At 54.6% G+C, this 26,216-nt stretch carries 19 protein-coding genes; 10 read left to right on the forward strand and 9 right to left on the reverse strand.

The window, feature by feature from the left end; all coding sequences use genetic code 11:
* On the reverse strand, window positions 1-381 hold a 381-nt coding region (locus tag ABYK60_RS14710), incomplete at its 3' end, for a pseudouridine synthase (protein ID WP_372872775.1).
* Window positions 371-685: a YqcC family protein gene (locus tag ABYK60_RS14715; RefSeq protein ID WP_372872776.1), complete on the reverse strand. Its 315-nt coding sequence runs from the start codon at window positions 683-685 to the stop codon at window positions 371-373. The genes ABYK60_RS14710 and ABYK60_RS14715, both read right to left, overlap by 11 nt.
* Before the next feature lie 122 nt (window positions 686-807).
* Between ABYK60_RS14715 and ABYK60_RS14720 the strand changes: the two genes are divergently transcribed.
* Window positions 808-1,821: a DUF3549 family protein gene (locus ABYK60_RS14720; RefSeq protein WP_372872777.1), complete on the forward strand. Its 1,014-nt coding sequence runs from the start codon at window positions 808-810 to the stop codon at window positions 1,819-1,821.
* Complete coding sequence (locus ABYK60_RS14725) at window positions 1,818-2,207, forward strand: DUF3301 domain-containing protein (RefSeq protein ID WP_372872778.1); 390 nt, start codon at window positions 1,818-1,820, stop codon at window positions 2,205-2,207. The genes ABYK60_RS14720 and ABYK60_RS14725 overlap by 4 nt, the downstream gene beginning before the upstream one ends.
* A 1,654-nt stretch (window positions 2,208-3,861) precedes the next feature.
* Here the strand turns inward: ABYK60_RS14725 and ABYK60_RS14730 are convergent.
* Both ABYK60_RS14730 and ABYK60_RS14735 read right to left on the reverse strand, forming a co-directional pair.
* Complete coding sequence (locus ABYK60_RS14730; RefSeq protein WP_372872779.1) at window positions 3,862-4,164, reverse strand: Mpo1-like protein; 303 nt, start codon at window positions 4,162-4,164, stop codon at window positions 3,862-3,864.
* A complete protein-coding gene (locus ABYK60_RS14735) occupies window positions 4,157-4,795 on the reverse strand; it encodes a GNAT family N-acetyltransferase (RefSeq protein ID WP_372872780.1) in 639 nt (212 codons plus the stop codon). The genes ABYK60_RS14730 and ABYK60_RS14735 overlap by 8 nt, the downstream gene beginning before the upstream one ends.
* A gap of 267 nt (window positions 4,796-5,062) precedes the next feature.
* On the opposite strand from ABYK60_RS14735, the gene ABYK60_RS14740 reads away from it, so the two are divergent.
* A complete protein-coding gene (locus ABYK60_RS14740) occupies window positions 5,063-5,293 on the forward strand; it encodes a DUF2789 domain-containing protein (protein WP_372872781.1) in 231 nt (76 codons plus the stop codon).
* Here the strand turns inward: ABYK60_RS14740 and ABYK60_RS14745 are convergent, their stop codons facing one another.
* A complete protein-coding gene (locus ABYK60_RS14745) occupies window positions 5,294-5,647 on the reverse strand; it encodes a DUF3192 domain-containing protein (RefSeq protein WP_372872782.1) in 354 nt (117 codons plus the stop codon).
* A 143-nt stretch (window positions 5,648-5,790) separates the two neighbouring features.
* Between ABYK60_RS14745 and ABYK60_RS14750 the strand changes: the two genes are divergently transcribed.
* Complete coding sequence (locus tag ABYK60_RS14750; protein ID WP_372872783.1) at window positions 5,791-6,102, forward strand: hypothetical protein; 312 nt, start codon at window positions 5,791-5,793, stop codon at window positions 6,100-6,102.
* Complete coding sequence (locus ABYK60_RS14755; protein ID WP_372872784.1) at window positions 6,102-6,875, forward strand: Zn-ribbon-containing protein; 774 nt, start codon at window positions 6,102-6,104, stop codon at window positions 6,873-6,875. The genes ABYK60_RS14750 and ABYK60_RS14755 overlap by 1 nt, the downstream gene beginning before the upstream one ends.
* Window positions 6,876-6,922: 47 nt before the next feature.
* Here the strand turns inward: ABYK60_RS14755 and syd are convergent, their stop codons facing one another.
* The gene (syd, locus tag ABYK60_RS14760) at window positions 6,923-7,570 is read right to left on the reverse strand and encodes a SecY-interacting protein (RefSeq protein ID WP_372872785.1); all 648 of its coding nucleotides are present in this window, start codon (window positions 7,568-7,570) and stop codon (window positions 6,923-6,925) included.
* Window positions 7,571-7,629: 59 nt separating this feature from the next.
* Here syd and queF point away from each other — a divergent pair, with 59 nt between their 5' ends.
* Entirely contained in the window at window positions 7,630-8,487 is an 858-nt protein-coding gene (queF, locus tag ABYK60_RS14765; RefSeq protein ID WP_372872793.1) for an NADPH-dependent 7-cyano-7-deazaguanine reductase QueF, read from the forward strand.
* Window positions 8,488-8,544: 57 nt separating this feature from the next.
* Here the strand turns inward: queF and ABYK60_RS14770 are convergent, their stop codons facing one another.
* From ABYK60_RS14770 to fusA, 3 genes are all read right to left on the reverse strand, one after another.
* A complete protein-coding gene (locus ABYK60_RS14770; RefSeq protein WP_372872786.1) occupies window positions 8,545-9,855 on the reverse strand; it encodes a GMC family oxidoreductase N-terminal domain-containing protein in 1,311 nt (436 codons plus the stop codon).
* Between the two features lie 26 nt (window positions 9,856-9,881).
* Window positions 9,882-10,733, reverse strand: coding sequence for a 4'-phosphopantetheinyl transferase superfamily protein (locus ABYK60_RS14775; RefSeq protein ID WP_372872787.1), 852 nt, complete (start codon window positions 10,731-10,733; stop codon window positions 9,882-9,884).
* 164 nt (window positions 10,734-10,897) lie between these two features.
* Window positions 10,898-12,946: an elongation factor G gene (gene fusA, locus ABYK60_RS14780; RefSeq protein ID WP_372872788.1), complete on the reverse strand. Its 2,049-nt coding sequence runs from the start codon at window positions 12,944-12,946 to the stop codon at window positions 10,898-10,900.
* 352 nt (window positions 12,947-13,298) lie between these two features.
* Between fusA and ABYK60_RS14785 the strand changes: the two genes are divergently transcribed.
* The 4 genes from ABYK60_RS14785 to ABYK60_RS14800 form a co-directional block, all read left to right on the forward strand.
* Window positions 13,299-14,114, forward strand: a complete 816-nt coding sequence (locus ABYK60_RS14785) for a transcriptional regulator (protein ID WP_372872789.1) — start codon at window positions 13,299-13,301, stop codon at window positions 14,112-14,114.
* Window positions 14,111-21,796, forward strand: coding sequence for a beta-ketoacyl synthase N-terminal-like domain-containing protein (locus ABYK60_RS14790; protein WP_372872790.1), 7,686 nt, complete (start codon window positions 14,111-14,113; stop codon window positions 21,794-21,796). The genes ABYK60_RS14785 and ABYK60_RS14790 overlap by 4 nt, the downstream gene beginning before the upstream one ends.
* A gap of 17 nt (window positions 21,797-21,813) precedes the next feature.
* Window positions 21,814-23,661 (forward strand): PfaB family protein, encoded by a 1,848-nt coding sequence (locus tag ABYK60_RS14795; protein ID WP_372872791.1) that lies wholly within the window; start codon window positions 21,814-21,816, stop codon window positions 23,659-23,661.
* Window positions 23,658-26,216 (forward strand): beta-ketoacyl synthase N-terminal-like domain-containing protein (locus tag ABYK60_RS14800; RefSeq protein WP_372872792.1); only part of this gene is annotated, 2,559 nt, incomplete at its 3' end. The genes ABYK60_RS14795 and ABYK60_RS14800, both read left to right, overlap by 4 nt.

The raw sequence follows: 26,216 nt of genomic DNA on the forward strand, positions 1-26,216 counted from the left end.
CAATTCCTCTTTAAGTGGATAATCAAGCACCCCGGCTTCATGCATATTGCCACGCACCAACGCGAGATAATGCTTACGGATACTGTGACTGGCAAACTGGCCACAAAGGTGGTTAGCCACCTCACTGGATTTGCCAAACAGTAAGACTCCAGAGGTGGGACGGTCCAGGCGGTGCACCGGAAACACATGGCAACCTACCTTATCCCGTGTAAGTTGCATGGCAAACCAGTGCTCCCGACGGGCAAGGTAAGTCCGGTGCACCAGGAGACCCGCCGGTTTATGAATGGCAACCAACGACTCATCTTCATACAGGATTTCAATCTCAGGCGGGGTGTCGGCAAAGGCAAGCTCGGCGCTGCCGGGGGGCACATCATGCTGCATTAACGGCATCATCCAATTGGGTAATCACAGAAACCAACTCAGCAAACTCAGGTTGCTGACCCCAAACATGCTCAGCCATGGGTGCAAGAGCCATTGCCGGCAATGGCTCGCCACTTTTTAGCAGCGCAGTGAATCGTGGCAAAAAAATAAACTGCAGCCAGGCATTAAAACTTAAGGTGTCACAACAAAAAGGCGCTGAACTTTTAAGAGCAGCAGGTGGAGGCGCCATAACCTGCCATAATCCGGCCTTCTTCAGAGCCATTTCCAGCTCACCCAGCAAATTGAATAATGAGGTATAGGGCATAACTAACCAACCACGATAAAAACGTCAATTGTACCATCTTGCGGCGCTTAACCCTATAATGGCGGCTTTGTGAATTCACAGCCCCTTTCATGGGCAGCATAAACAGCAAGGGCCGCAGTCTCATGGCAGAAATTACCAGCATCAGTCAATTTCTCTCTACCGCCAAAACCCAGTTTCAGGTTTACGATCTTGGCCGCAGGGTTCAGCACATTGATGCCATGGCCTTTGCCCAAATTGAGGCTCTGCAGGCACCCTATCCATACCCAATACAAGGCCATGCAAAAATGGCACTGGTTTTTTGGGATGCCAGTGAGCAATATTTTGTCTGGTTTATCAGCTTGCCTTTGGATGAACGCGGCCTGCTGAGTCCGGCCCCACGCAGTCAGTTTATCCAGATGATTCTTGATGCGCTGGGACAGGATTTAACCCGTACTCTGAGTGAAGAAGAGCAGCAGAAGATGGCCAATCATCCCTTCAGCTTCAAGCCTACTCAGGAAAAACTGGCAGTATTCAACGCCCTTGTACGCCGCCATTTGGGACGTGCAGCGTCCAGTCAATATGAATTTGCAGCACAGTATTTAAGTGGCCAACTGCCACCAGAGCAGTGGCCTAATGTAGGCTTTCAGGGATTGGCAGACATTTGTGTGCGCCTGGATACTCTCGACCACGAAAAAATGGTTGGTCGTGCACTTCAAGAAGCGCCAACTGAAGTACAGATTGCACTTTGCCAATGCCTTGAACATGTGATGGTACCCAACTCAGTCACCAGGGTACTGCTCGATGGACTGGCTAACCACAAAGACGCACGGCAAATATTTTTCCTGCGTGCCCTTGGCAGCCGCTCTGAAGCTTCTGTTGAAGCAATTACATTACTGGCGAATAAGCAGTTACTGACAGAAGAAATTCTGGTGTGTATTGCAGGCCGTAACTGGTTAGCACTGAGGGATGACGCTTGCCGCAAAACCTTCCTTGAAGCTCTCGCAGTTTGGCCACAGGACTTTTTCAATCAAATGTTTGCTGATATTGTGGCTATCCCGGCACTGCGCACAGCTTTGCTGATGGCGATAAGGGATCCCAATCGCAGTGAAGCCCTGTCTCGGGCTATAGGTGGACTGTTCAAGGCGACCAAATCATGATGACAGATTTGCTTTTACTTCTCAGTGTGTTTCTGGTGGCTGCATTTTTTTGGCAGTTAAGACAAATGGCTGAAATCGCCAGACTATTTTCTGAAAAAGAGTGTAATCGTCAGAAAGTACAATTGTTGGCAGTCGCGCAACTGAGTGCTCGTCCGACCTTGGGTTCCAGTACCGGGATTGGCTGGAAAGCTACCTACCTTTTTGAATTCTCCACCGACGGCATCAACCAATACCGTGGCCATATCCAGATGTTGGGAAAGAAAATTCAAAAAATTGAATGGCCAATTTTTCCCGAGCCCGAGTGGCTTGAAGCGCCTACGACAAGAGGCTCATTAGGAGGCGGCTGCGGCTCCCGCAGCAGTTGCAATTCAGGCAACTGTCGATAAATACATCACACAAAGCGGACTCAGGTCCGTTTTGTGAGTAAGGCTCCAGCCCAACCTACGCTTTAAAACTAACCCAGCGCAGTATCACAATCCGACCACATCGTTGCAGAACTATTCAGATGCCATAAAAAATAAGAAAGGGTGCGGCCCTTTCGAACCGCACCCATCTGTTTCTCTGTTAAGCCATCCAGCTATTATTGTGCTCCCTGCACCATCCATGCGTATGAATCGCGTCCTGCTTCGTCCTTGCCTTTCCCTTGCTTGTCCCTGTACTTGCGTACTTTCCCTCTCACTCGATTATCCCTTGACCGAGCCTGCTTCATCCGTGAGCGTGTCCTGATTCATCCGTGAAAAGTATCCATACTCAACAATCCGTGTTTTGCGCCCTCCGGGGCACTTAAACTTTCCATCCTGGAGAGTTCTGGCTTCCTTTGCCGCAACTCCGACACCCTGTCGGCACATCCTGTGTTTGTCATCCGTGATTGATACTTCCTGTACCATTTCCCCCGTCCATGGAGGTGTCCTGTCGTCAACCTGACCAAGCATCCATTGCTATTGTCTGTCCCTCGACAATTCAAATTTTACGGTAAGCAGCTATTTACTGCAGGACAATAATCATACCGACTTTACACTCATGGAAAGGCATCACAAAAAGAACAGCATTAACACGTTGTAAATACTGGAATTACCAAAGAGCCGGCGAGATATAGAACGAAAGCAAAACCTCATGTCTTACACAAGATGTGAGAAATGTCTCACACAGCATGTAGCAAAGCTGGCAGGTCATCCTGTTACGTCTTGGGTATGGACACCAAGTTTCGCCAATAACCGCTGTGAATGCGACTTGCAACCATAAGCCAAAAGGCTCTAGGTGGTTCAAACCTTTTAGCTTTCAGTGACTACTGGTTCTCTGACTGACTCTTGGCAACAACCCCTTCCAGCAGCACTCCAAACTGAGATGAAAACGAAGCTGAGGACCTCGGTGCCAAGAAAATAAAAAGGGCGCGTCTACTTAGGCGCGCCCCATTTTTACATCGTTAGCCATCCAGCTAATTTTTGCTCCCTGCACCATCCATGCGTCTGTATGCGTCCTGGATATCCTTACTTCCAGTATCTTGTCCCTGTACTTAGGTACTCAATCCTTTGACCGGCCAATCCATTGCACCGAACCTGCTGCTTCCCTGAGCACTCTCCTGAATTGCATCCTGCAAGCTGATCCCAGCGTAACTGACTCCATGCACCGATAAATCCGTTACCGGTAGATATTCATCCTGAACCTGTCCCGCGCCTTCCCTGATGTCTTCCTGACAAAGGCTTCTTGCCTTGTCCCATCAACCTTGATCCCCCGAACATCCTGCCGGAGAGGGCGCCTTCACTGGCACCTGAAAAACCTGACTGTCCGTGTCCTATGTGCCGCCCTTCCCTTGACTGCAAACACAGTGTATCAAACAAGACCGACTTCAGAGGTATTACAGAATATTTCAGTTTGTAAACGTAAGATATGCTGAGGGGGAAACTCTCGAAATGAGTTTGATTTATTTATAGTTTTCATTTTTAAGACACAGAGGCTACACCTTATTTTTTCACCTTGTCCTACAGTGCGTGTGAGATATGTCTCACACGCACTGTAGGACAAATGGCAAACGGTAAAATGCTATCGCCGTTGCGCGGTGATGAACTGCCACCACATCAGCCAATCGCCCATAAAGCTATACAGAGGATAGCTGAATGTGGCCGGACGATTCTTCTCAAAAACAAAGTGGCCAATCCAGGCAAAACCATAACCAAGAAGTGGCAGTATCCACCACAAGCCCCAATAACCACTGAACACAATATATACCAGCATCCCGATGACCAGACTGGAACCCAGATAATGCAATGCCCGGCAGCGTGGATCTGAGTGCTCACTCAAATAGTAAGGATAAAACTCAGAAAATGACTTAAAGCGCTCATGCATAATCTTGCCTGCGATAAAACAGCAAAAAACCGCTCACTTTACCCAAATTCAAAGGGCCCAGGCTTTCAAAGCCCTGACTGATGAATAAATGCTGGTGCGAATCCTGTGCCACAAATACGCCAACTCCATCGAGTTCAGGTTGATCATCACACCAGGATTGCACTGCACTGAGCAACTGCCCTCCATGTCCTTTACCTTGCTCTGAGGGTGTCATGGCAATGAACTGCAAAATACCGCAGGATTTTCCGGGTAGGTGTTCAATGATGCTCGCTTCTTTTTGCAACATCATCTGGGTCGATTGCCAACCTGTACCCAGCAACATTTTTAGCCGCCAGTGCCAATTTTTGGCTTCCCCCAGCCCCACCTGCTGCTTAACCACGCAGGCAACCCCTACCAAGCGCTCTTCGTCAAACCACCCCACCAGCGTTTGCTCCTGCTGCCAAAGTTCGTTGAGCTCTTCACGTATGGCAGCACGCAACTTTTGCTCATAAGAGGCCTTATCTTCATGTCCAAGAGCCTGCATAAAAAATGGGTCATCATGATAGGCGTTGTAGAGGATAGATGCTGCAATCCGCAGATCTTCTGCCGTCAGGTAAATAGCCTTAAAGGATTCCTGCGTCTGGTTTTCCATGGTGGTTATCCTTTGATCCAGATCAAACTTTAATCAAAGTAACAAACCGTACGAAAAGTGCAATTATTAGTCATGGTTGCCTTTTGCCACTGGTCAATCAATGATTAAAGATATCACTGGCACCGAGGCCAAGCTGGCACGATTGGGCGGAGTCAGGCAAATGGGCAGATAGGCAGATGGGCAGATGGGCAGATGGGCAGATGGGCAGATGGGCAGATGGGCAGATGGGCAGATGGGCAGATGGGCAGAAAGAATAGGGATTAATATATGGACACCACACCAGTAGATTTGAGTCATTTATTTGAGCAGCTGGGGCTGGATAGCAACGAGCAAACCATTCAGCGGTTTATATCGTCTCATCGGCTTTCTGCCGGGCAAACCATCTGGCAAGCCAGTTTCTGGAATGCAGCACAGGCTGCATTTCTCAAAGAAGCATTGGAGGCCGACAGCAATTGGTCAGAGCTTGTCGACCACCTTGATACTCAACTCAGAAAATAATTACCCCTTGGCAAGCGCAGTTGCGCCCCATCCCACCAACAGATCATTGTGGAATACAACAGGGGTACATTCTTCTTTGGTGGTTGTACCATCGCCGTGGATACGGTTAGTGCGGAAGTAAAACACCTGTACTTCCTTGCCGTTATCACTCCAGGCTTCATGGAAATCAGCACGTCCCATCAGCGCCAAAGCATCTGCCTTGGGCATTCCCAATGACAAACGGGACAAGTGCTCACGATTTTGCAGCTCGGTTTGCTGCCAATCCTGATAGTTATTGCCATCCTTTACGTTAACCACACAACCTCCGAGCATCAGGGTTGCTGCCAAAAGTCCACCCAAATAAACCAATTTCATTCCTTTCTCCTTATTGTTGCGGCTGTGATAAACTCACCGCTGTAAAGGCCGAAGAACAGCAAAAACCAGACCAATTTGTAAGCAATTGAAAAATAAATATTTTATTAAATCTCGCCAGAGGCAACTGAGGAAATTCACCAACTATGAGTCAAATTGAGCAGGTGTTGATAGTGGCTCGCATGCTGGAGGAAAAGGGTCAGGAACCCAGCACAGCGTTAATCAAGGCAAATCTGCCACGCCCCATGCCTCTGCCGGCCATAGTTAAAGGTCTGCAGCTATTTAAAAATCTGTCTGCAGAAGAAAAAGCAAGACTGCAGCCCCCGGCAGCGGTAGCACCAACAGCTACTGAACCAACCGACGAGCTGGAACTGCTAAAACTCAAAGTGAATCAACTGGAACAGTTATGCCACTCCCTCAGTGAGCGATTGCAGCGACTCGAAGGGAGCCAAAACTGATGTTTGTTACCGAACTCCGTTTCGAGTGCTTTGCCGATACCACCCTTACTGCAGCACAAACGGCTATCAATCATTTGCTGGAAGCGTGGCGGGCCAATGGCCAGATCCTCGGCCGTGAGTTTGCAGTCAGTTTTCACGATGGAGAGTTTCGTGTCCGGCTGATGCTGCCTGCAACAGATAGTCTCGCCAATCGCCACAACAGCCCCTGGGCTAAGGCTGCATTGAAAGCACTCACTGCTGCCAAGTTGCTGCCACCACGTGAAAAACTGCAGGGGCAGGACATCAATGCCAACGAGAGTTTCGAAGGTGAATCCAGCTGGCAACTGCTGTATACCAGCTATGTGCACATGTGCTCTCCGGTACGCAGTGGTGACAATCTGCTCCCCGTCCCTTTGTACCGCTTACCGGCAACCTTCAATGGCGATCACAAGCAGCTTATTCGATGGCAAACCGAATGGCAGGCCTGTGATGAACTTCAAATGGCATCTGGTACCAAGGCTGAGTTTGCTGCTCTGGAAGAAATATCCACCACCGGCAGTGATTTATTCCGTCGTGGCTGGGATCTGCGTGGCCGCATCGAATATCTCACCAAGATCCCCACGTATTACTACCTCTACCGTGTCGGCGGCACCAGTCTTGCCAATGAGCGTGATCGCTCTTGCCCGCGCTGTGGCAGCCATGAGTGGCGACTCGATGAACCCTTGCTGGATATGTTTCATTTTCGCTGTGAACCCTGCCGGATTGTCTCTAACCTGTCCTGGGACTATCAATAAGCACAAAAAAAGGCGCCATAAGCGCCTTTTTCTTCCGGTAAAACACCTCAGCGACCGAACAAATTATGCCACATGCGTTTCAGGCTGGTGACTATACCCGGATGGTCAGTGACCATGGGGTCTTGCTCTTCAAATCGTTGCGGTGGTGCCACTCTGGGATTCAGGGCTGCAATAAAGTCTGCCAAACTATCTGCCAAACGTTCATGAGGCTCATTACCAGCCACCTCTCGCCAGACGCTGCCGTCATCATTGTTTACCGTCAACATCTCTTCCTGATCACCAATCAGACCAATAAACCAGGTCTGTGGCTGTTTCAGTTGTTTTTTCATCATCAGATGGCCAAGAATGTTTTGCTGTAACAATACAAAGTCTTCATCATTCCAGGGCTGGATCAGTTCGCCTTCACCCCATGGAGAGTCAAACTGCAATGGCCCGGCAAAGCCATGACCATAAAAATCATTTATATCCGGATGCAGCGAAAACGACATGGCATGGGCAACATTGTCAAAATCAGCGGCAAGCTCACGGCTTACACATTGCCAGGGAACGGCCTCATCACTGTGCTCGTGCTCAGCCTCGATCAAACAAGGCGATGGGCGCTGGTGCGCATAACATCGGGGTAATTCCCCCAGCCTGTCCATAAAAGCCTGGACATAGGAATGTTGAAATTTTGCCAGTGCGGCCAGACAAGACACTTATGAACCATCCAAATTAGGTTATACTGAGCGCCTATTTTGACACGGAAAGATGTTTGATGACACGAAATCACGATCCCTATAGCGGAGCTGTGGAGCTTGCGGGGCTGACTCTGGGTCAGGCTACCGAATATCAGGCCCAGTACGCACCTTCGCTGCTGCAAGGGGTTCCCCGTAAACTCAACCGGGATGCCATCGCGTTAACCGGTGAGTTACCCTTCCACGGCACAGATCTGTGGACCGGCTATGAATTGTCCTGGCTTAATGCCAAAGGCAAGCCCATGGTGGCACTGCTTGAACTGCAACTGGATGTAAACAGTGAAAACCTGATTGAGTCCAAATCATTCAAGCTGTATCTCAACAGCTTCAACCAGACTCGCTTCGAAACACTGGAACTGGTTGCCGAAACACTGGAAAAAGATTTGGCCGCCTGCGCCAAAGGCCAGGTAAAAGTTAAGGTTATCGAGCCCAAGCAATTCGGCCTTGAGCGTATTGTTGAGTTGCCAGGTACCTGTATTGATGATTTGGATATCGAAGTCGAAGACTACGAATTTAACCCCGATTACCTCAAAGACAGTACCGACAGCAAGCAGATGGTTGCCGAAACCCTGAATTCGAACCTGCTCAAGTCCAACTGCCTTATTACTTCCCAACCCGACTGGGGCAGCGTGATGATCCGTTATCAGGGCGCAAAAATCGACCGGGAAAAGCTTCTGCGCTATTTAATTTCCTTCCGCCAACATAACGAGTTTCACGAACAATGTGTTGAGCGTATTTTTACAGATCTGAAACATTACTGTGGTTGCACCAAATTAACGGTTTTTGCCCGCTATACCCGTCGCGGCGGCCTGGACATCAACCCGTTCCGCAGTGATTTTGAGCATTTGCCGGAGAATCATCGCCTGGCACGCCAATAAGATGGCCACAAAAAAACGCAGCTCTGCTGCGTTTTTTTGTGCTGCTAAGCGGGCAACTCAGTCCCTTTGCGCCAATCTGGCCGAAAGCCTCTCTCCCAGACTCATCAGTGTCAGGCTTGGGGGTAACCCCCAAGGCCTGGGAATAACTGATGCGTCACACACATACAACCCCTTAATCCGGGTTTCCAGCTCAGTATCCACCAGTTCACCTATGGCTGCACCGCCCCCCGGATGTGCCGCAAAATGATGAGTTTTGAAGACATCCTCGGCTCCCGCCGCCATCAATATGTCTGCTGCGAGCTTAACCCCACTAATGAATTTAGACTTATCGCTTTCAGTCAATGATTTATCAAGCCAATGTTTACCAATGCGACCACCCAAATCATCGCGAATTTTCACCATAATGCTCAGGGTTCTGGCGTGGGCGCCCAATTTGTCGAGTCGCCCTTTCTGGCCACAAAACGCTTGAAACAAGGGCTTTGGCAAGGCCAAATCAGCCAACGAAATCCCATCATCATGCAAATACATGCCCTGTGTCATGGGCACTTCCCGTCCGGTTGCACCTTGCGCATTGGCAAGTTTTTCAGGCAAGCTCCCCATCACTGCAATTACCGGGTCAACAAAGTAATGTCGGCCGGCATTGTCAAACCCCGCCTGTCGCAATAGCTGTACCGAGCCTATACCCCCTGCAGCCAACACCACTGTGGGTGCCATCATTCGCACCTTTTCACCGCTCAGTAAACATTCAACACCCAGCACCCGTCCCTGTTGATGGATCAAAGCGGTGACCCTGGCATCTGTGTAGAGCTCCGCGCCCCTGTTACCGGCTTCTTCAGCAAAATCCCTTGCACTCCATTTTGCGCCGAATGGGCATCCGTAACCACAGCGATGACAATCACTGCGGCACAATTCAGGACGGATAAGCTTTTCTAGTTTCTGCCAGGGCAAGCCCAGACTTCTGGCACCCGAAGCAATGGTGCCGGCCAATGGACCAATCAGGTTATCTGGCAGAATGTTCGCCGGGAGCAACTGCCGCACTCTGGCTAAATGAGGCTTTAAATCAATATCATAGTCTTTAAACCAGTCAGGGGGATCCATCAGGGTCGCAAAGTTAATGGCTGAACTTCCGCCCAGTGTGATAGCTCTTAGCAGCAACGAACCGTCTGAGTGAAAAAAAGCGCCCTTTCCCGGCACTGCCGCCATAGCGGCCATTTGCAATAACTTGCCCTTTAAAGGCTTGCCGCCACCCCACTCAAGCAGGCAAACCTTAAGACCACGCTCAGCAGCCCCTCGGGCAACTGCGGCGCCTCCCGGACCTGAACCCACTACAATAAGGTCAAACTGTGATGGCTGCAGCACCCTGGTCATGTTTGTCTTTCCTGAGCCGGGAAGCATTATTTAGCCGAAGCCTGTTCGCGGCCCTGTTGCAGCAATGCCTGCCACCGGAGCCGGGTCAAACTGATTTGGCAGTTACGGGGCACCGGCGTTGCGATGGTATAGGCCAGTCTGTAAGGCCCGTCCAACTGACCTATTGCCGACTGCCAGCACCCATCAGCTCCCACTGCGCCCACTGCGCCCACTGCGCCCACTGCCTCATCGCTTGGAGCGCCAAAGCGCAGTACTTCAAGCCCTGTTCGCATCCCCCTCAGCCCGTCAGCATCAGTTGTGCCGGCCGAGGCCAAATCATAGCCAAAGCTTTTTAGTCCCTCGGCAAGCCCGTTGCCTGTGGCCTTGATAAAGGACTCCTTCAAAGCCCATAAGTCGAAAAAGGCGTCGCGTTTGGAATCACCTTGCAGCCCCTCAAGATACTGCTGCTCGGGTAGGGAAAAATAATGGCGATAAATGGCATCAATATCCGTTTTCTCACGCCGGCGCTCTATATCAACACCCAATAACAAAGGATTGTCAGGCGTAGAAGCTATCAGCAGCCGATCGCCACTGTGGCTGAGATTAAAGTTTAACGCCTGGTTGAAAAGCGCCGGCTTACCCTTGGGTCCATAATCAAACCGCAACGACTGAGGCGAGACGCCACAGCGAATACCCAACTCTGCCCGTAGACAAAGCCTGACGATAGACTGGCGCACAGCCAATCCGGGCATGCGGGTTCGCTCAATTCTCGCCACCTCATCGGCACTGAGCCATTGAAGCATGGGCGCGAAGTCCGCTTTGCGCTCTGGGTTATCATCTGCAAGCGGCGGCAAGTCCACCAAGGTGAGCTGCAGGGTAACTGGGGAGGGAACAGGCATCGGGCGTTACCATAAAACCTCGTGAAAAATGTGCGCTCATTGTGGCAAGCTTTGCCAGAAATCCCAATAGATGGCCGACACAAACAAGCCTCAGGGACACAAAAAAGCGGCGCCAGGGTTTAACCATATACGCCGCAAAGGTTTGGGAAGGGAAAATCAGCAAATTAGTCTTCTTTCTCCTCAATGGTGCGAAGCAGGCTTTGCTGCACCGCCGGAGGCACTATTTCATAACGGGCAAAACTGAGGGTGAACTCACCTTCGCCGGACGTCATTGACTTAAGGCGGGTGGCATAGTTGTCCACCGTGGCCAGTGGTGCTTCAGCCTTCACCCGCACCTTGCCGTCACGGCGGGCCTCGGTGCCACAAACCATGGCACGGCTGGAGCTCAGGTCACCGGTAATATCCCCCACATCCTCAGCGCTCACCAGAATATCCATGGCTACCATAGGTTCGAGGATCACCGGATTTGCCTGCAGGAAGGCGTCGAAGAATGCTTTTTTACCCGCCATAACAAAGGCAATTTCCTTAGAGTCCACACTATGGTGCTTGCCATCAAGCAGGGTAACCCGCACATCTTCCACCGGATAACCACCAAGGCGACCGACCTTGAGCGCTTCGCGTACCCCTTTTTCCACCGCTGGAATAAACTGGGTAGGTACTGAGCCCCCCACCACTTTGGATACAAACTCAAACCCTCTGCCCCGCGGCAAAGGCTCGACTGTCAGCTCAACCTCACCAAATTGCCCGGCACCGCCAGACTGCTTCTTGTGCCGGTAACGGGCTGTGGCGGCCTTACATACGGTTTCACGATAAGCCACTGCCGGCTTACAGGTGTCCATATCAACCTTGAACACACTCTGGGCCTTTTCCAGCGCAATTTGCAGGTGCAAATCCCCAAGACCGCTCAGCACAGTTTGACCCTCTGCCTCATTCTGCGATACCGCAAGGCTTGGATCCTCAGCAATCAGTTTGGCAAGTACCTCTGCAATTTTTTGCTCATCGCCGCGGCGTTTAGGCGATACCGCCAACCCAAAAATAGGCTGCGGCAGTTTAAGCTCAGGTAAATGAAATTCATCTTCATCGTGGCTGTCATGGAGCACAGAGCCTACTTCCAGCTCATCAATCTTGCACAGGGCACAAATATCACCGGGCACTGCACTGCCCACTTCACTGGTTTCTGCCCCCTGAAGCTTGAGTAAATGAGCCACTTTTACCTGCTTGCGATCGGCACCAATAAAAAGTCGCATACCGCTTTGCATAGTACCCTGATACAGCCGCAGCACCGCAACGCGACCAAAATAGGGGTCTATGCCCACCCGGAATACCTGTGCCAACACATGGTCATCGGCTTTTTGAGTCACATCCACCGGCACGGCATCATCACCAAAGCCTTTCATAAACTGAGGTGCATTGGCTTCCAGCGGATTGGGCATCAGCTTAACCATGATCTCAAGCAACGAAGCTATACCCACCGCCTGTTCCGCACTGGTAAAACAGACCGGCACCAGATGACCCATCCGCAACGCGGTTTCCAGCGGCTCATGTAACTGTTCGGCACTCAGCATTTCACCCTGTTCCAGATACAGGGTCATCAATTCTTCGTCCTCTTCCAGAACCGTATCGACCAGCTCATCACGGGCAGAGGCGGCCGAAGAAAACAGGGTTGGGCGGTTCTCTTCACAGTGCAGGTAGCAATCCACCACATCATTGCCATCGGCTGAGGGCAGATTCACCGGCAGACAACGAGGCCCAAAGGTAGTTTGCAGCTCTTCAATCAGCCCGGGCAACTTATCGAGATGGCCATCAATATGGTTAATACAAACACATACAACCTTGCCCTGAGCCCTTGCGGCCTCAAATGCACGGGCTGTTACAGGTTCAATCCCCGTGGCCGCGTTAACGACCAGCAGCACCGACTCCACCGCAGGTAAAGGCAATAAAGCACGGCCAAAAAAATCAGGTAATCCGGGGGTATCTATTAAATTGATGTGGTGAGCGTCGAAATCGAAATTGAGGAAGGATGGTTCAAGACTGTGTTGGTGGGCTTTTTCCTGGGCAGTGAAATCAGCATGATTTGTGCCCTTATCTACCCTGCCCGGTTGACTTATCGCCTTGGCACCAAAGAGCAGTGCCTCCAGTAGCGAAGATTTACCCGCACCTGTATGCCCAAGCAGAGCAAAATTGCGGATCCTCGCGGTCTGATACTCAGCCATAATGGCCTCCTTGTGTCACATTTTATCCGGCAATGAAGCCAGTATAGACCTCACAAAAGCAGCAGAAGGTGATTAACATCATGTTTCACCTGCATGCGGAAAAGATTTGAAACTGGTATGAGATGCCGTATAAGCAGTCCCGCCTGATTGTATCTTCACTCAAGCTCATGTAACCTGCTTCACCACAGAACTCAATGCCCACAAAAAGGCCGCAGGACAAATCCCCTGACACTGCTGCCTCAGGCTGCTGGTTCCGCCTGTTTGTATCTGCCATCGTTAACAACATTTGGTGCCAACAGGGAACAGCTTGCCGCAATAGTACAGGTTACAGTTATATGGAAAGTCTGGCCGCATGAATGCGGACAAAGCCAAGGGCAGCGCCAAGGGCGTTCGCCATCGCAATGCCACCACCACGGTGGAGATGCGCCGTTTTATCCAGGAGTCGCCGCTACCGGTGGCCGAGCTTGCGCGCTTGCTCAATATCACCCCTGCCACGGTAAGAAAATGGAAAAACCGCGCCACCGTCGCTGACAGTTCCAACCTGCCCCATCATCTCAATACCACCCTCACCCCGGTGCAGGAATATGTGGTGGTGGGGCTGCGCTATCAGCTAAAGCTAACCCTCGATAAGCTGCTGGAAGTGACCCAGCTGCATATCAATCCCCATGTGTCCCGCTCAGGGCTCGCCCGCTGCCTGAAACGCCACGGCGTTTCGCGTCTCGGGGATATCACCCCCAACGAATCATTGCCGGAAAAACATTTCGCCAGCCTGCCGATTTGTCGCGATGCCGGCACCGAGCATTACGCCCTGAACAGTCACACGCTGGCGCAAACCCTTAAGCTGCCCGCAGAAGATGAGCAAACCGTGGTGCAGATTGAAGCCATGCACGTACCGCTGGAAGAAGAAGGCTCCTTCTCAGTATTGATTGGCATGGCCCCTGCCCACGACTGGGTGTACGTGGACATTTACCCCGATGACAATAACGACGCCGACATTCAGGCGGCCGACCGTTACATCACCCATGTGCTGCACCATGGACCATTTAGGCTGAGGAAAATCCTCGCCCGTAACTATCAAACCTTTTTGACGCGCTTTCCCGATGCGAAGGCCGCCAAAAACCGCAAAAAGCCGTCGGCCGAGCCGGCGCCCACAGGAGTTGCCCCATGAGCGAGTCCCAGACTCACGACGCCAAGGATCTGCGCCTTAACAAGCGTCTCAAGGACACCCCCATCGCCATCGTCGGCATGGCGAGCCTGTTTGCGAGCAGCCGCTATCTGAACGAATTCTGGGATCTGATTGTCGATAAAATCGATGCCATCACCGAGGTGCCCTCCGACCGCTGGCAGGTGGACGACTATTTCAACAGCGACAAAAAAGTCGCCGACAAGAGCTACTGCAAACGGGGCGGCTTTATTCCTGAAGTGGATTTCAATCCGATGGAATTTGGCCTGCCACCCAATATTCTTGAGCTTACCGACAGCGCTCAGCTGCTCTCCTTGGTGGTGGCCAAAGAAGTACTGGAAGATGCCGGTATAAATGAAGGCTCAGGCCACGACCGCGACAAAATAGGCATCACCCTCGGCATTGGCGGCGGCCAGAAAATCAGCCAGAGCCTCAATGCCCGCCTGCAATATCCGGTGCTGAAAAAGGTCTTCCGTGAGAGCGGTATCAGTGACGCCGACAGCGAGATGCTGATTAAAAAGTTCCAAAGCCAATATATTCACTGGGAAGAAAACTCCTTCCCGGGAAGTCTTGGTAACGTAATTGCCGGGCGCATTGCCAACCGCTTCGATTTGGGTGGCATGAACTGCGTGGTGGATGCGGCTTGCGCAGGCTCCCTTGCAGCAGTGCGTATGGCACTGACCGAGCTGACCGAAGGCCGCGCCGATATGATGCTCACCGGCGGTGCCTGTACTGATAACTCGGCCTACATGTACATGAGCTTCTCCAAGACGCCGGCCTTCACCGTGGATGAGCAAATCAAGCCCTTCGATGCCGACTCCAAGGGCATGATGATTGGCGAAGGCATAGGCATGATAGCCCTTAAACGGCTGGAAGATGCCGAGCGCGACGGCGACAAAATTTACGCCGTTATTAAGGGTGTTGGCGCCTCCAGCGACGGCAAATTCAAAAGCATTTACGCCCCGCGCCCCGAAGGTCAGGCCAAGGCGCTGCGCCGCGCCTACGATGATGCCGGTTTCCCAGCTCACACCTTAGGTTTGATGGAAGCCCACGGCACAGGCACAGCCGCAGGCGATGTGGCCGAGTTTGGTGGCCTCAACATGGTGATGTCAGAGGGCAACAGCGAGCGTCAGCATATTGCCCTTGGCTCAGTCAAATCCCAGGTGGGTCACACCAAGTCCACCGCAGGTACCGCCGGGCTTATCAAGGCCGCGCTGGCGCTGCATCACAAGGTGTTGCCGCCCACCATCAACGTGGCAAAACCCAACCCGAAAATGGCGATTGAAGAGTCACCCTTTTATCTGTCCACCGAGCCTCGCCCCTGGATGCCGCGCCCCGATGGCACGCCGCGCCGCGCCGCGGTCAGCTCCTTTGGTTTTGGTGGCACCAACTTCCATCTGGTGATGGAGGAATACCAGCGCGACCATGGCCGCACGCCCTATCGTCTGCGCACCGCACCCGTGCCCCTGCTGTTTTCTGCCCCCAGTATAGAGGCCCTGCTCGGCGAGCTTAAATCCTTAACCCTTGAGCTCAATAGCAGCAGCGAAGGGTTCGAGTCGCTGGTGGCTCCCTATACCCTTAAAGGCGATGTCACAGAGAAGCATTGGCCACGACTTGGGCTGCTTGCCGGCAATAGTCAGGAGCTTAAAGACAGCCTGGATGAAGCCATAAGCAAACTCACAAGCGGCCAAAGCAACTGGCGCAGTCTGGATATGAGTTTCAGAGCCTCCGCCATGGACAAAGACGGGGACATCAAGGTCGCAGCCCTCTTTGCCGGACAGGGCAGCCAATACCTCAACATGGGCGGCGAACTGGCCATGCTCTACCCCGAGATGCGCGCCGAATTCAGTGCCGCCGACAGCGAATTTGCCCGCCGCGGCTATGCAGGTCGCCACGGTTTTGGCGAGCTGTCAGCAACTGTGTTCCCTATTCCCAGATTCAACAGCGATGGGCGCAAAGCCGATGAAGCCGCACTCACCAACACCCGCTTTGCCCAGAGTGCAATAGGTGCAGTGAGCCTGGGTCAGTTTGAAATATTAACAGCCGCCGGTTTTCGCTTCGATGCGGTGGCAGGCCACAGTTTTGGCGAACTCTCAGCACTTCGCGCCGCAGGGGTTATTGATAAAGACGCCTATTACCGCCTCGCCTTTGAGCGCGGTGATGCCATGGCATCCATCCCCGAAGGAAAAGATGCCGGCGCCATGGCGGCGGTCATCTTGCCCTCGCCCCAGCACCGCAACGGCCTCGATGCGCTGCTCAAACAGCATGAGTCGGTGCTGATAGCCAACCACAACAGCCCGACCCAACTGGTGCTGGCAGGGCCTTCAGAGGCAATAAAAGCCGTGGTGACCCAGCTTGCTGCCGACGGCATTCGTGCCATCGAACTGCCGGTGTCCGGCGCCTTCCATACGCCGCTGGTCGGCCATGCCCATGCACCGTTCGCTGCCGCCATCGAGAAAGAAAGCTTCAGCGATGCCAAGGCCACCCTCTACGCCAACGCATCCGGCGACAAGCGGCAGCCGGATGGCAACAGCCTCAAGCAAAGCCTCAAGGCGCAAATGCTTGAACAGGTTCAGTTCGAGTCGCAAATCGAGAGCCTGTACCGCGACGGCGTGCGGGTATTTGTGGAGTTTGGTCCCAAACATACCCTGAGCCGACTGGTGGAAGCTATTCTTGGCGAACGCAGCAAAGAATGTCTTATCCTGTCCCTTGATGCCCAATCAGCCCGCTCCGCTGGCAGCCACCGTGCCGACAGCAAACTGAAACTGGCAGCACTGGAGCTGGCATTGGCAGGATTTGCCATCAGCAATCCTGATCCCTATCGCCGGCTTTTATCCCCCAAACCGACAACCAAGTCGGCGCTGACCATCAAGCTCGGCGCCAGCAACTACTTAAGCCCGGCTACCGCCGAGCGCATGGCCGACGCCCTCAAGCAAGGCAAAGTCAGTAAGCAAATTGAAACCGTAGAGAAAATCGTGGAAAAAACTCAATACGTCACAGCGCCCGCACCCCAGGCCGGAGTTCAGATCCCAGTAGCTCAAGCCCCTGTTGGCCAGGTGCCCCAGGGCGGTCTGGACGCCCTTTTTGCCGCCCAGCAACAACTGGCCGCCCTGCATCAGCAGTTTTTAGCCATCCCCACCCAATACGGTGAAGGAGTACAGGCGCTGATGCAAAAGCAACTTGAGCTGGCGGCAGCCGGTCAAAGTGTGCCAGCCGCCACTGAGCGGGCGCTTGAGCTGTTCCACCAGCATCAGGCAGAAACCTTACGTATTCACACCGAGTTTATGCGCGCCCAGGCGGCGAGCAGCGAGCAGATGCTGCGCTCTGTGGCCGGTCTAAGCCCGGCAAACCTGCATTCGGCGCAGCCCCTGACTCAGGCTGTGACGCCAGCTCCTGTGGTTGCTGCCCCAGCCGTTGCTGCCAGCACAGCTGTGAATGCCCCGGCACCTGTGATGACTCCGACACCTGTGATGACGCCAACACCAGTGGCCGCGCCCGCAAACCCGTTGCCAGTTACGCCGGCGGCCGCAGCTGCCACATCGCCAGCAACGCCCTCCAGTGCGCATCAGGTAGAACAGGTGATGCTGCAGGTCGTGGCCGATAAAACCGGCTACCCCACTGAAATGCTCGATTTGTCCATGGATATGGAAGCCGATTTGGGTATCGACTCCATCAAACGGGTTGAAATATTGGGCACGGTGCAGGACGCCCTGCCAAACCTGCCAGAGCTGGATGCTGCCGCCATGGCCGAGTGCCGCACCCTGGCCGATATAGTCACACTGATGAACAACAGTCTGCCCGTTGCCGCCAGTGTTCAGATTCAGCCTCAAACCCAGCCTTTGGCACCCGCTGCACAAACTGGCGCCAATGCTGACCAAATCACCCACACCATGCTCACCGTGGTAGCCGACAAGACCGGCTACCCGACCGAGATGCTGGATTTATCCATGGACATGGAAGCCGACCTCGGTATCGACTCCATCAAGCGGGTGGAAATCCTGGGCACAGTGCAGGACGCCCTGCCAAACCTGCCTGAGCTGGATGCCGCCGCCATGGCCGAGTGCCGCACTCTGGCTGACATAGTCAATCTGATGAGCGGCAGCCTGCCAGCCACCACCATGGCCACAGCGGCAGCGCCAACAATACAAACCGCCGATGCAGCTCACATCACTCACACCATGCTGGCCGTGGTAGCCGACAAAACCGGCTACCCTGCCGAGATGCTGGACTTGTCCATGGATATGGAAGCCGATTTAGGTATCGACTCCATTAAGCGGGTGGAAATTTTAGGCACAGTGCAGGACGCCCTGCCAAGCCTGCCTGAGCTGGACGCCGCCGCCATGGCCGAATGCCGTACCCTCGCCGACATAGTGAACCTGATGAGCGCCAGTCTGCCTGCAGCGCAGCGCCAGCCGGACAACGAGCAAGCCACCGCCCCAACGGCACAAGCCACAGCACAAGCTGCAGTTACAACGGGCATAGCTACAACGGGCACAGTGACAAAGGACACAATTGCAGCGGACGCAGACCAGATAAGCCAAACCCTGCTCACAGTGGTAGCTGATAAGACCGGCTACCCCGCCGAGATGCTGGAGCCTGGCATGGATATGGAGGCCGATCTGGGTATCGACTCCATCAAGCGGGTGGAAATCCTGGGCACAGTTCAGGACGCCCTGCCAAACCTGCCCGAGCTGGACGCAGCAGTACTGGCAGAGTGCCGCACCCTGGCCGATATCATCGGCTGCTATGGCGCATCGGCATCAATGGCCGAATCCCAACCGGATCCTGTGCACAGTGGAGCTAACGCCGATGTTGATGTTGAATCAATGGTGCCATCCGCTTCTGACACACTCGCCGGCGAACAAACGCCAGCGATAACAGAGTCGCAGCAACCCGCTGAAACCTCATCGTCAGTGCCTGCCAGCGCGCCGGAGGCTACCCAAGCCCCCAGCCCACAACAGATATTGGATGCCATGCTGTTAACCGTTGCCGACAAAACCGGCTATCCGGTTGAAATGCTTGACCTTGCCATGGACATGGAAGCCGATCTGGGAATCGACTCCATCAAGCGGGTGGAAATTTTAGGCACAGTGCAGGAAACCCTGCCTGGTCTGGGTGAAGTGGATGCTGCAACCCTGGCAGAATGCCGCACCCTGGGACAAATTGTTGAAGCCTTTTCCCTGCCGCCGACATTTTCCGGCGAGGTTACAGATACACAGCCGCAGCATCATCCTGAACTGGCACCACACACGGGGGTCAGCCTAAAAAAGCTGCACGCGGCAAATAGGTTTGAAGCCGATGCGGCTGAAAGCCTGTTTGCCGCCAATGGTCGGGTGATTATTCTCGATGACGGTCACAATGCGGGTGTGCTAGCTGGCAGACTGAGCGCCAAAGGGCTTGACGTCACTGTGGTGCGTGCCAAAGCGCTGGTCACCCAATCGGTACTGGATGCCAGTATTGACGCCCATACACTGAGTGATGACACAGATGACGCAGTCGCCGCACTGGTTCAGCGCATTGGCGAAGTGTCGGCTTTTATCCACCTGCAGCCCCATGACAAGCCCAGCCATGAAGCCGACGCACATCACCCAAGATGCAGCGACACAGCCTTCGCTGCTGTGTCACTCGCCTTCCTGTTTGCCAAGCATCTGGCAGGCAGCTTCAGTGCCGTCCATGATAAGCGCCGCGCCTTTATCACAGCCGCTCGCATGGATGGCAAACTTGGACTGGGTGATAAGCACTGCGAACTGAATCAGGCCGCGCTGTTCGGCCTGACCAAAACCCTTGCCCACGAGTGGCCAAAGGCCCATTGCCGCGCACTGGATATTGCACCCGAGCTGGATGCTGCTGCCCTTGCCGAGGCAATCATCGACGCCCTTTATGGGGCCGACCCGGAGCTTGAATGGGGTGTAGGCACTGAAGGGCGATTCGCTGCCATTTCAACCGAATTGGCTGAAATAAAACCCAAAACCGGCATAAACAGTGCAGATAAAATTCTGGTGACCGGTGGCGCCAAAGGGGTAACACTCGACTGCGCGCTGGCACTGGCCAAACGCACAGGGGCTCACTTTATTCTGGCCGGACGCAGTAAGCTTGTTGCCCTTGCCGACTTCCCTGCGTGGGCCGTCGGGCTGGAAGCAGCCGGGCTTAAACAAGCGGCCATTCAGGCGCTGCTCAGCAGTGGTCAACGTCCGGTTCCCAAAGAAGTGGAAGCCATGATAGCGCCGCTTGCCAGCGCCATTGAAATTCAATCGGCCATTGCCCGCTTCGAGGCCGTGGGAGCCAGCGCCGAATACCTCAGCCTGGATGTCTCCAGTGCCGATGCGGTTGCGGCTACCCTTGCACCTATTCAGGCCATTACCCCCATCACCGGCCTTATTCACGGTGCCGGTGTACTGGCAGACAAACTCATTCAGGATAAAAACCTGGACGAATTGAACCGGGTATTTGGCACCAAGGCTGGCGGTCTTAACGCAATATTGAATGAACTGACCAATCTGCGCCTGGTCGCGCTGTTTTCTTCTGCTGCCGGCTTTTACGGCAACAAGGGGCAAAGCGACTATGCCATGGCCAATGAAGTACTTAACAAGGCTGCCTGGCAATTGGCCCGCAGCGGCGACTGCCGGGTGGTGTCATTTGACTGGGGGCCATGGGATGGCGGCATGGTCAACGAAGGCCTGAAGAAGATGTTCCTCGAGCGCGGTGTTTATGTCATTCCGCGGGATCTCGGCGCCAACCTCTTTGCTGAAGCAGTGCTGAACCGTAACGCAAGCCAGATCCTGGTTGGCTCCAGTATGCAGGGCAATCAGGACCAGGCCATTACGGCAAAAAAGCCTGATGGGCACAACGGATTAACTTTGGGCTGTACCCTGAACCGTCAATCGCTGCCGATCCTCAATGATCACCAGCTTGGCGGCAACGGCGTGTGGCCAACCGTCTGTGCCCTCGAGTGGATACAAGCCTGTGCAACAACCCATTTCGGTGGCCCATGGCAGATAGCGGATTATCGCCTGCTCAAAGGCGTGGTGTTCGACACAGACATCAAGCATCTCAGCTTGCGCCTGATGGCGAATGATAGCGGCCTCGATGCCCTTATCGAGTGTGATGGCAGGCCTCAGTATCAGGCCAGATTGCTGCCTGAGATTACCCACGCAGCCCCGGCCCGCGACAGCCACAGTCTGGGTGCGCCCCTTGTCAGCGGTGAGAGCCTTTATCAGGACAAAAGCTTATTCCATGGCCCCTCATTACAGGTGATTACTGACGTTTTTACCTTTGATGACACGGGTCTTTGCTGCGGATATTCACTGCCGGATGCGACAGGGAAAACCTCTGATACCCACACGCCACTGGCACAGCAGGATGCGCTGCTGCAGGCGCTGCTGGTGTGGGCTCGCCTCAAATACGATGCAGCCAGCCTGCCCGCAAGCCTCGGGCGACTGACCCAGTTGCGGCAGCTCAGGCCAGCGGAATGCGGACATATCCGCCTGTGGGTGAAAGAGCACTCAAGCCGCCAGCTCAGAGCCGATGTGGCGCTTTATGATGCAAGCGGCAACCTCGCCAGTGCCATGGAAGACGCTAAAGTCACCATCAGCAAATCACTGGATAAAGCCTTCGGCAAAGCGGATAACCAGCCTCAGGACCAGACCGAAAGTCCGGCCAAGGGATAATTGCAGCAAGGATGAGTATGGAACAAGAGTCACCTCCAAAATCTCTGCGTCTGGCACTGTGTCAGCTTGGCACCAAGGGGAAGGAATACCTGAGGTTCACTGAAGCAGAGCCTGATTGGGAAGCGGTAACCGCGGCGGCAGCCACTCAGGTGGTTGCGCTTGGAGACCATGATCTGGTGCTGATGCCGGCATTGGATGCCGCCAGGGCACGGCTGCATCCGTTGGCACTGCTGCAGGGGCTGGGTGTGGGGCAAAATGCCATTCATCAGGCACTGACCCAGGCCGGACGAGCCCCAGCCGAGGCTGAAATTCTGTTCGAGGCTCCAAGCCTTGAAGCCGTGATAGCCCATGCCCGCCTGCTGGCCGGACGCACCCACCCTGTGTATGGCGGCTATTGGAGCCATCCACGTTATCAGGCCCGGGTGCTGGCACTGGTTGGCAAACAAACCCTGGTGCTGACCCAGGGCTCCGCCCGTACAGAGCTTGGGCTGAACGGGGCTGATTTGCCCTGGTTGCTGCCTCTGGCACTGCCGGGCAATGACTGGTCATCAGTGCAACGCAGCCTCAATCAAATTCAGGCAGAACTGGCCAAGGTTAAATCCGACACCGCCCTCGCCCTATTGGTGGACGAAGCCATAAATGCCATGACACCGGGATGCAGGGCGTTGGTTCTGGTTGGCACCGATGCCGGGGCGCTGGCAGCCGAAGCTGCCGCCCTCTCATGGCGACTCGCCGAGAGCCAGCGCGATGATATTGAACTCTCCACTCCCGCAGGCAGCGTCTATACTCCCAGCCCGGCAGGCCCGGATGGACTGGCCTTTGTCTATCCCGGAGTGGGCACTGCCAGCAGCCAGATGCTGGCTTCGATGCATCTGCGTTTTCCAGCAGCATTTGACAGCCTCGATGAAGACTGCCGCAGCCACGGGCTCAGTGGTCTGGATGGGGTGCTGTTGCCAATGGTGCTGGACGAAAAGCCAAGCCTTGCCGAATTGGCCGTGGCCGGTGTGGGCGCCAGCGTCCTCATGAGCCATATTCTGGAACAGGAACTCGCCATCAAACCCGCCATGGTACTTGGCTACTCCATGGGTGAAGCCGCCATGGTGGCGGCTCAGGGACTTTGGCAAAATCCCTTCGCCATGGTGGCCGAAACCTTAAGCAGCCCGCTGTTCAACGAGGACATATCAGGCCAGCTGAATGCCGTCCGGCAGCAATGGCAACTGAGAAAAGACGCCCGGGTAAACTGGAAAAGCCTGGTGTTACGGCTGCCCGCCGCCGAAATCCGCCCTCATCTTACTGATTATCCCAAAGTCGCTATAGCCATTTCCCAGGGGCCAAGCACAGTGCTTGCCGGTGATGAAGCTGAACTGAAAAAGCTGGCGAAAACGCTCTCAAAGCGTGGGCTCGATACCAAGCTTGTTACCGCCATGCACACGCCGGCAGCCAAACACATTGAATCAAAGCTTCGCGACTTTTACCAACGGCCAACCACTGAGGTATCGGCTTTGCCCGTCATGTTCAGTGCCGGTACACAGACACTCGAATGCAACTCAGTCGCCATAGCCGACGCCATCGCCGCCACCTTTACCAATGAACTGAAATTCGATGAGTTGCTGGTGCGTGCCTACAAGGCCGGCGGCCGCATTTTTGCCGAAGTGGGTGCCGGCCGGGAAGCCAGCGCCATAGTGCAGGCGATAGGCGACCACAAATTGCTGCGCCTCAGCGCCCAGCCATCCGACGGCCATCAGGGAAAGGCACTGCAAAAGCTGCTTGCCCGCCTGATAGCCCATGGTATTCCGATGAACTTATCACGTCTGCGCCCTGTGAATATGCCAGCGCAGCCTACCGCCCAAGAGACAACACCTTGAGCCATAAACCAAATAACAACAGCCAACAGGCTAAGCCAGTTGCCAACGCCAGCCCCATTGCCGTGGTGGCCATGGCAGGCCGTTTTCCCGGCGCCGACAACACCGATGCATTTTGGGAGCTGATAAAAGCCGGCCGCGATGCACACTCAAGCCTGAACGATGACAAGCTGGGCGCCCCGGTAACCGCCTACCTTGGCAAACAGGGGCAGAGCGATCGCTTCTACTGCTCTGCGGGGGGCTATGTCGGCGAATTCAATTTCAGCCCCGAAGGCTTTGCCAAACCCGCCGCCGAAATGGCTGCGCTGGCCAGCCGGATAGACGAGCATCAACTGTGGGCGCTGGATGCCGCCCGCAGCGTTGCTGGCAGCGTCAAGCTGGACAGCAAACGCACCGGCATCATTATGGGCACCTTGTCGTTTCCGACCCGTGCATCCAACCGCGCCTTTATCCCGCTTTATCATCAGCAGGTCGAGACGGCGCTGAAAGCACGACTGCCCGGATTCCCGACCTTGCTTGCGTTCGATGGAACAAGCCGGTTTGATCAAGCGTGCGAACAGGCCCCCTGGTTTCAGGAAACCGCTGCCGATGCATCGGCGCTGATTGCCGGGGCACTGGGTCTCGAAGGGCCGCAACTGAGCCTGGATGCAGCCTGCGCCAGCTCAGTTTATGCCATCAAGCTCGCCTGCGATTACCTCGCCACCGGCAAGGCCGACCTGATGCTGGCCGGTGCCGTAAGCGGCGCCGATCCCTTCTTTATCAGCATGGGCTTTTCAATTTTCCACGCGTTCCCTGAATCAGGCTTCTCGGCACCACTGGACAAAAACACCGGCGGCCTCTATGCCGGTGAGGGCGCAGGCATACTGGCCTTAAAACGCCTCGATGATGCCATTGCCGATGGCGATACCATTCACGGCATTATCCGCGGTGTGGGGCTTTCCAACGATGGCCGCGGCCAGTTTGTGCTCAGCCCATCCAGCAAGGGGCAGGTGAAAGCCTTCGAGCGCGCCTATAACGACAGCGGCGTAAGCCCTGCGGCCGTAGAAGTCATTGAATGCCACGCCACCGGCACCCCACTTGGCGACAAGGTCGAGCTGACTTCACTGGAAACCTTTTTTGAATCAAAGCTTAATGGCGAAAGCACGCCCCTGATAGGCTCGGTAAAGTCAAACCTCACCCACTTGCTTACCGCTGCAGGTATGCCCGGCATTATCAAGTTAATGCTGGCGATGAAACATAAACTGTTGCCGCCCAGTGTGCGCCTCAACAACCCCATATCATCGCCAAACGGCCTGTTTGGCACAGCGCAAATCCCGCAAACGCCGCTCGACTGGCCACAAAAGCCGGGCAATGCCGCACCGCTTGCGGGTCTGTCGGTATTCGGCTTTGGCGGCTGTAACGCCCATCTGGTGCTCGAGTCAGGGCAAGGTGCAGCATCACTGCTCAAAAAACCGGCCGCACCCCTGAGTCCAGCGGCACCATTTGAGGTGGTGGGCATGGCGGCTCACTTTGGCGCGGCTGATAGCCTTAAAACGATTGACTCGCTGATAGCCGAAGATAAAACCGCGCTGCGTCCCTTACCACAATCGGCAGGCAAGAGCCGCTGGAAGGGGCTGGAAGCCCTCACTGACAAGCCTTCACAGGGCGGATATATCGACCGCTTCGAGCTGGATTTCCTGCGCTTTAAACTGCCGCCACACCCGGGCGACAGACTGGTGGCGCAGCAACTTTTGCTGATGAAGATGGCCGATGAAGCAATACAGGATGCCGGGCTTGCTCCGGGCAGCAATGTGGCGGTGCTGGTGGCCATGGAAACCGAGCTTGAGCTGCATCAGTTCCGCGGCAGGGTTAATCTGCACAGTCAGCTTGCCGCCAGCCTCAAGGCGGCGGGTATCGAGCTTAGCCATGACGAATATCAGGCACTTGAAAAGCTTGCCATGGATGCAGTGCTGCCGGCAGCCAGCCTGAATCAGTACACCAGTTATATTGGCAACATCATGGCGTCACGGATTGCAAGCCTGTGGGACTTCAGCGGCCCCGCCTTTACCATTTCGGCGGGAGAACTGTCGGTCGCCCGCGCCATAGACGTGGCACACAACCTGCTCAGTGCCTCGGACAGCCATCAGGGCGAGCCGCTCGATGCCATCGTTGTTGCGGCTGTCGACCTGTCGGGCTCTGCCGAGAAAGTGCTGCACCATCAGGACGCGCTTAAGGCCATGGGGCTTTCCCCCGGTGAAGGTGCCGGTGCCCTGGTGCTGACAAGGCAGGCAGCCACTGCAAACAAGGATGCCGGTTACGGCTGCCTCGCGGCGCCGGAATTTATCAGCGCCAATGCCTGCGACCAGGACAACAGCGCCCTGTTTGAGCACAGCCCCAGCGTGCGTGGTGGCCATGCCCTGCAGGCTCCCAGCGCCAGCCAGCGTTTTGGCCACAGCTTTGCCGCAGCCGGTATGGCCAGCCTGGTACACGCCTTTATCCGCATGAGCCAGCACAAGCACCACAGTGCCAGGCTGCGCCAGGATGGCGAGCATCAGTACTCGCAGCTCGTTATCACCCAA

The organism is Shewanella sp. (genome assembly GCF_041630135.1).
Taxonomy (GTDB): Bacteria; Pseudomonadota; Gammaproteobacteria; order Enterobacterales; family Shewanellaceae; genus Shewanella.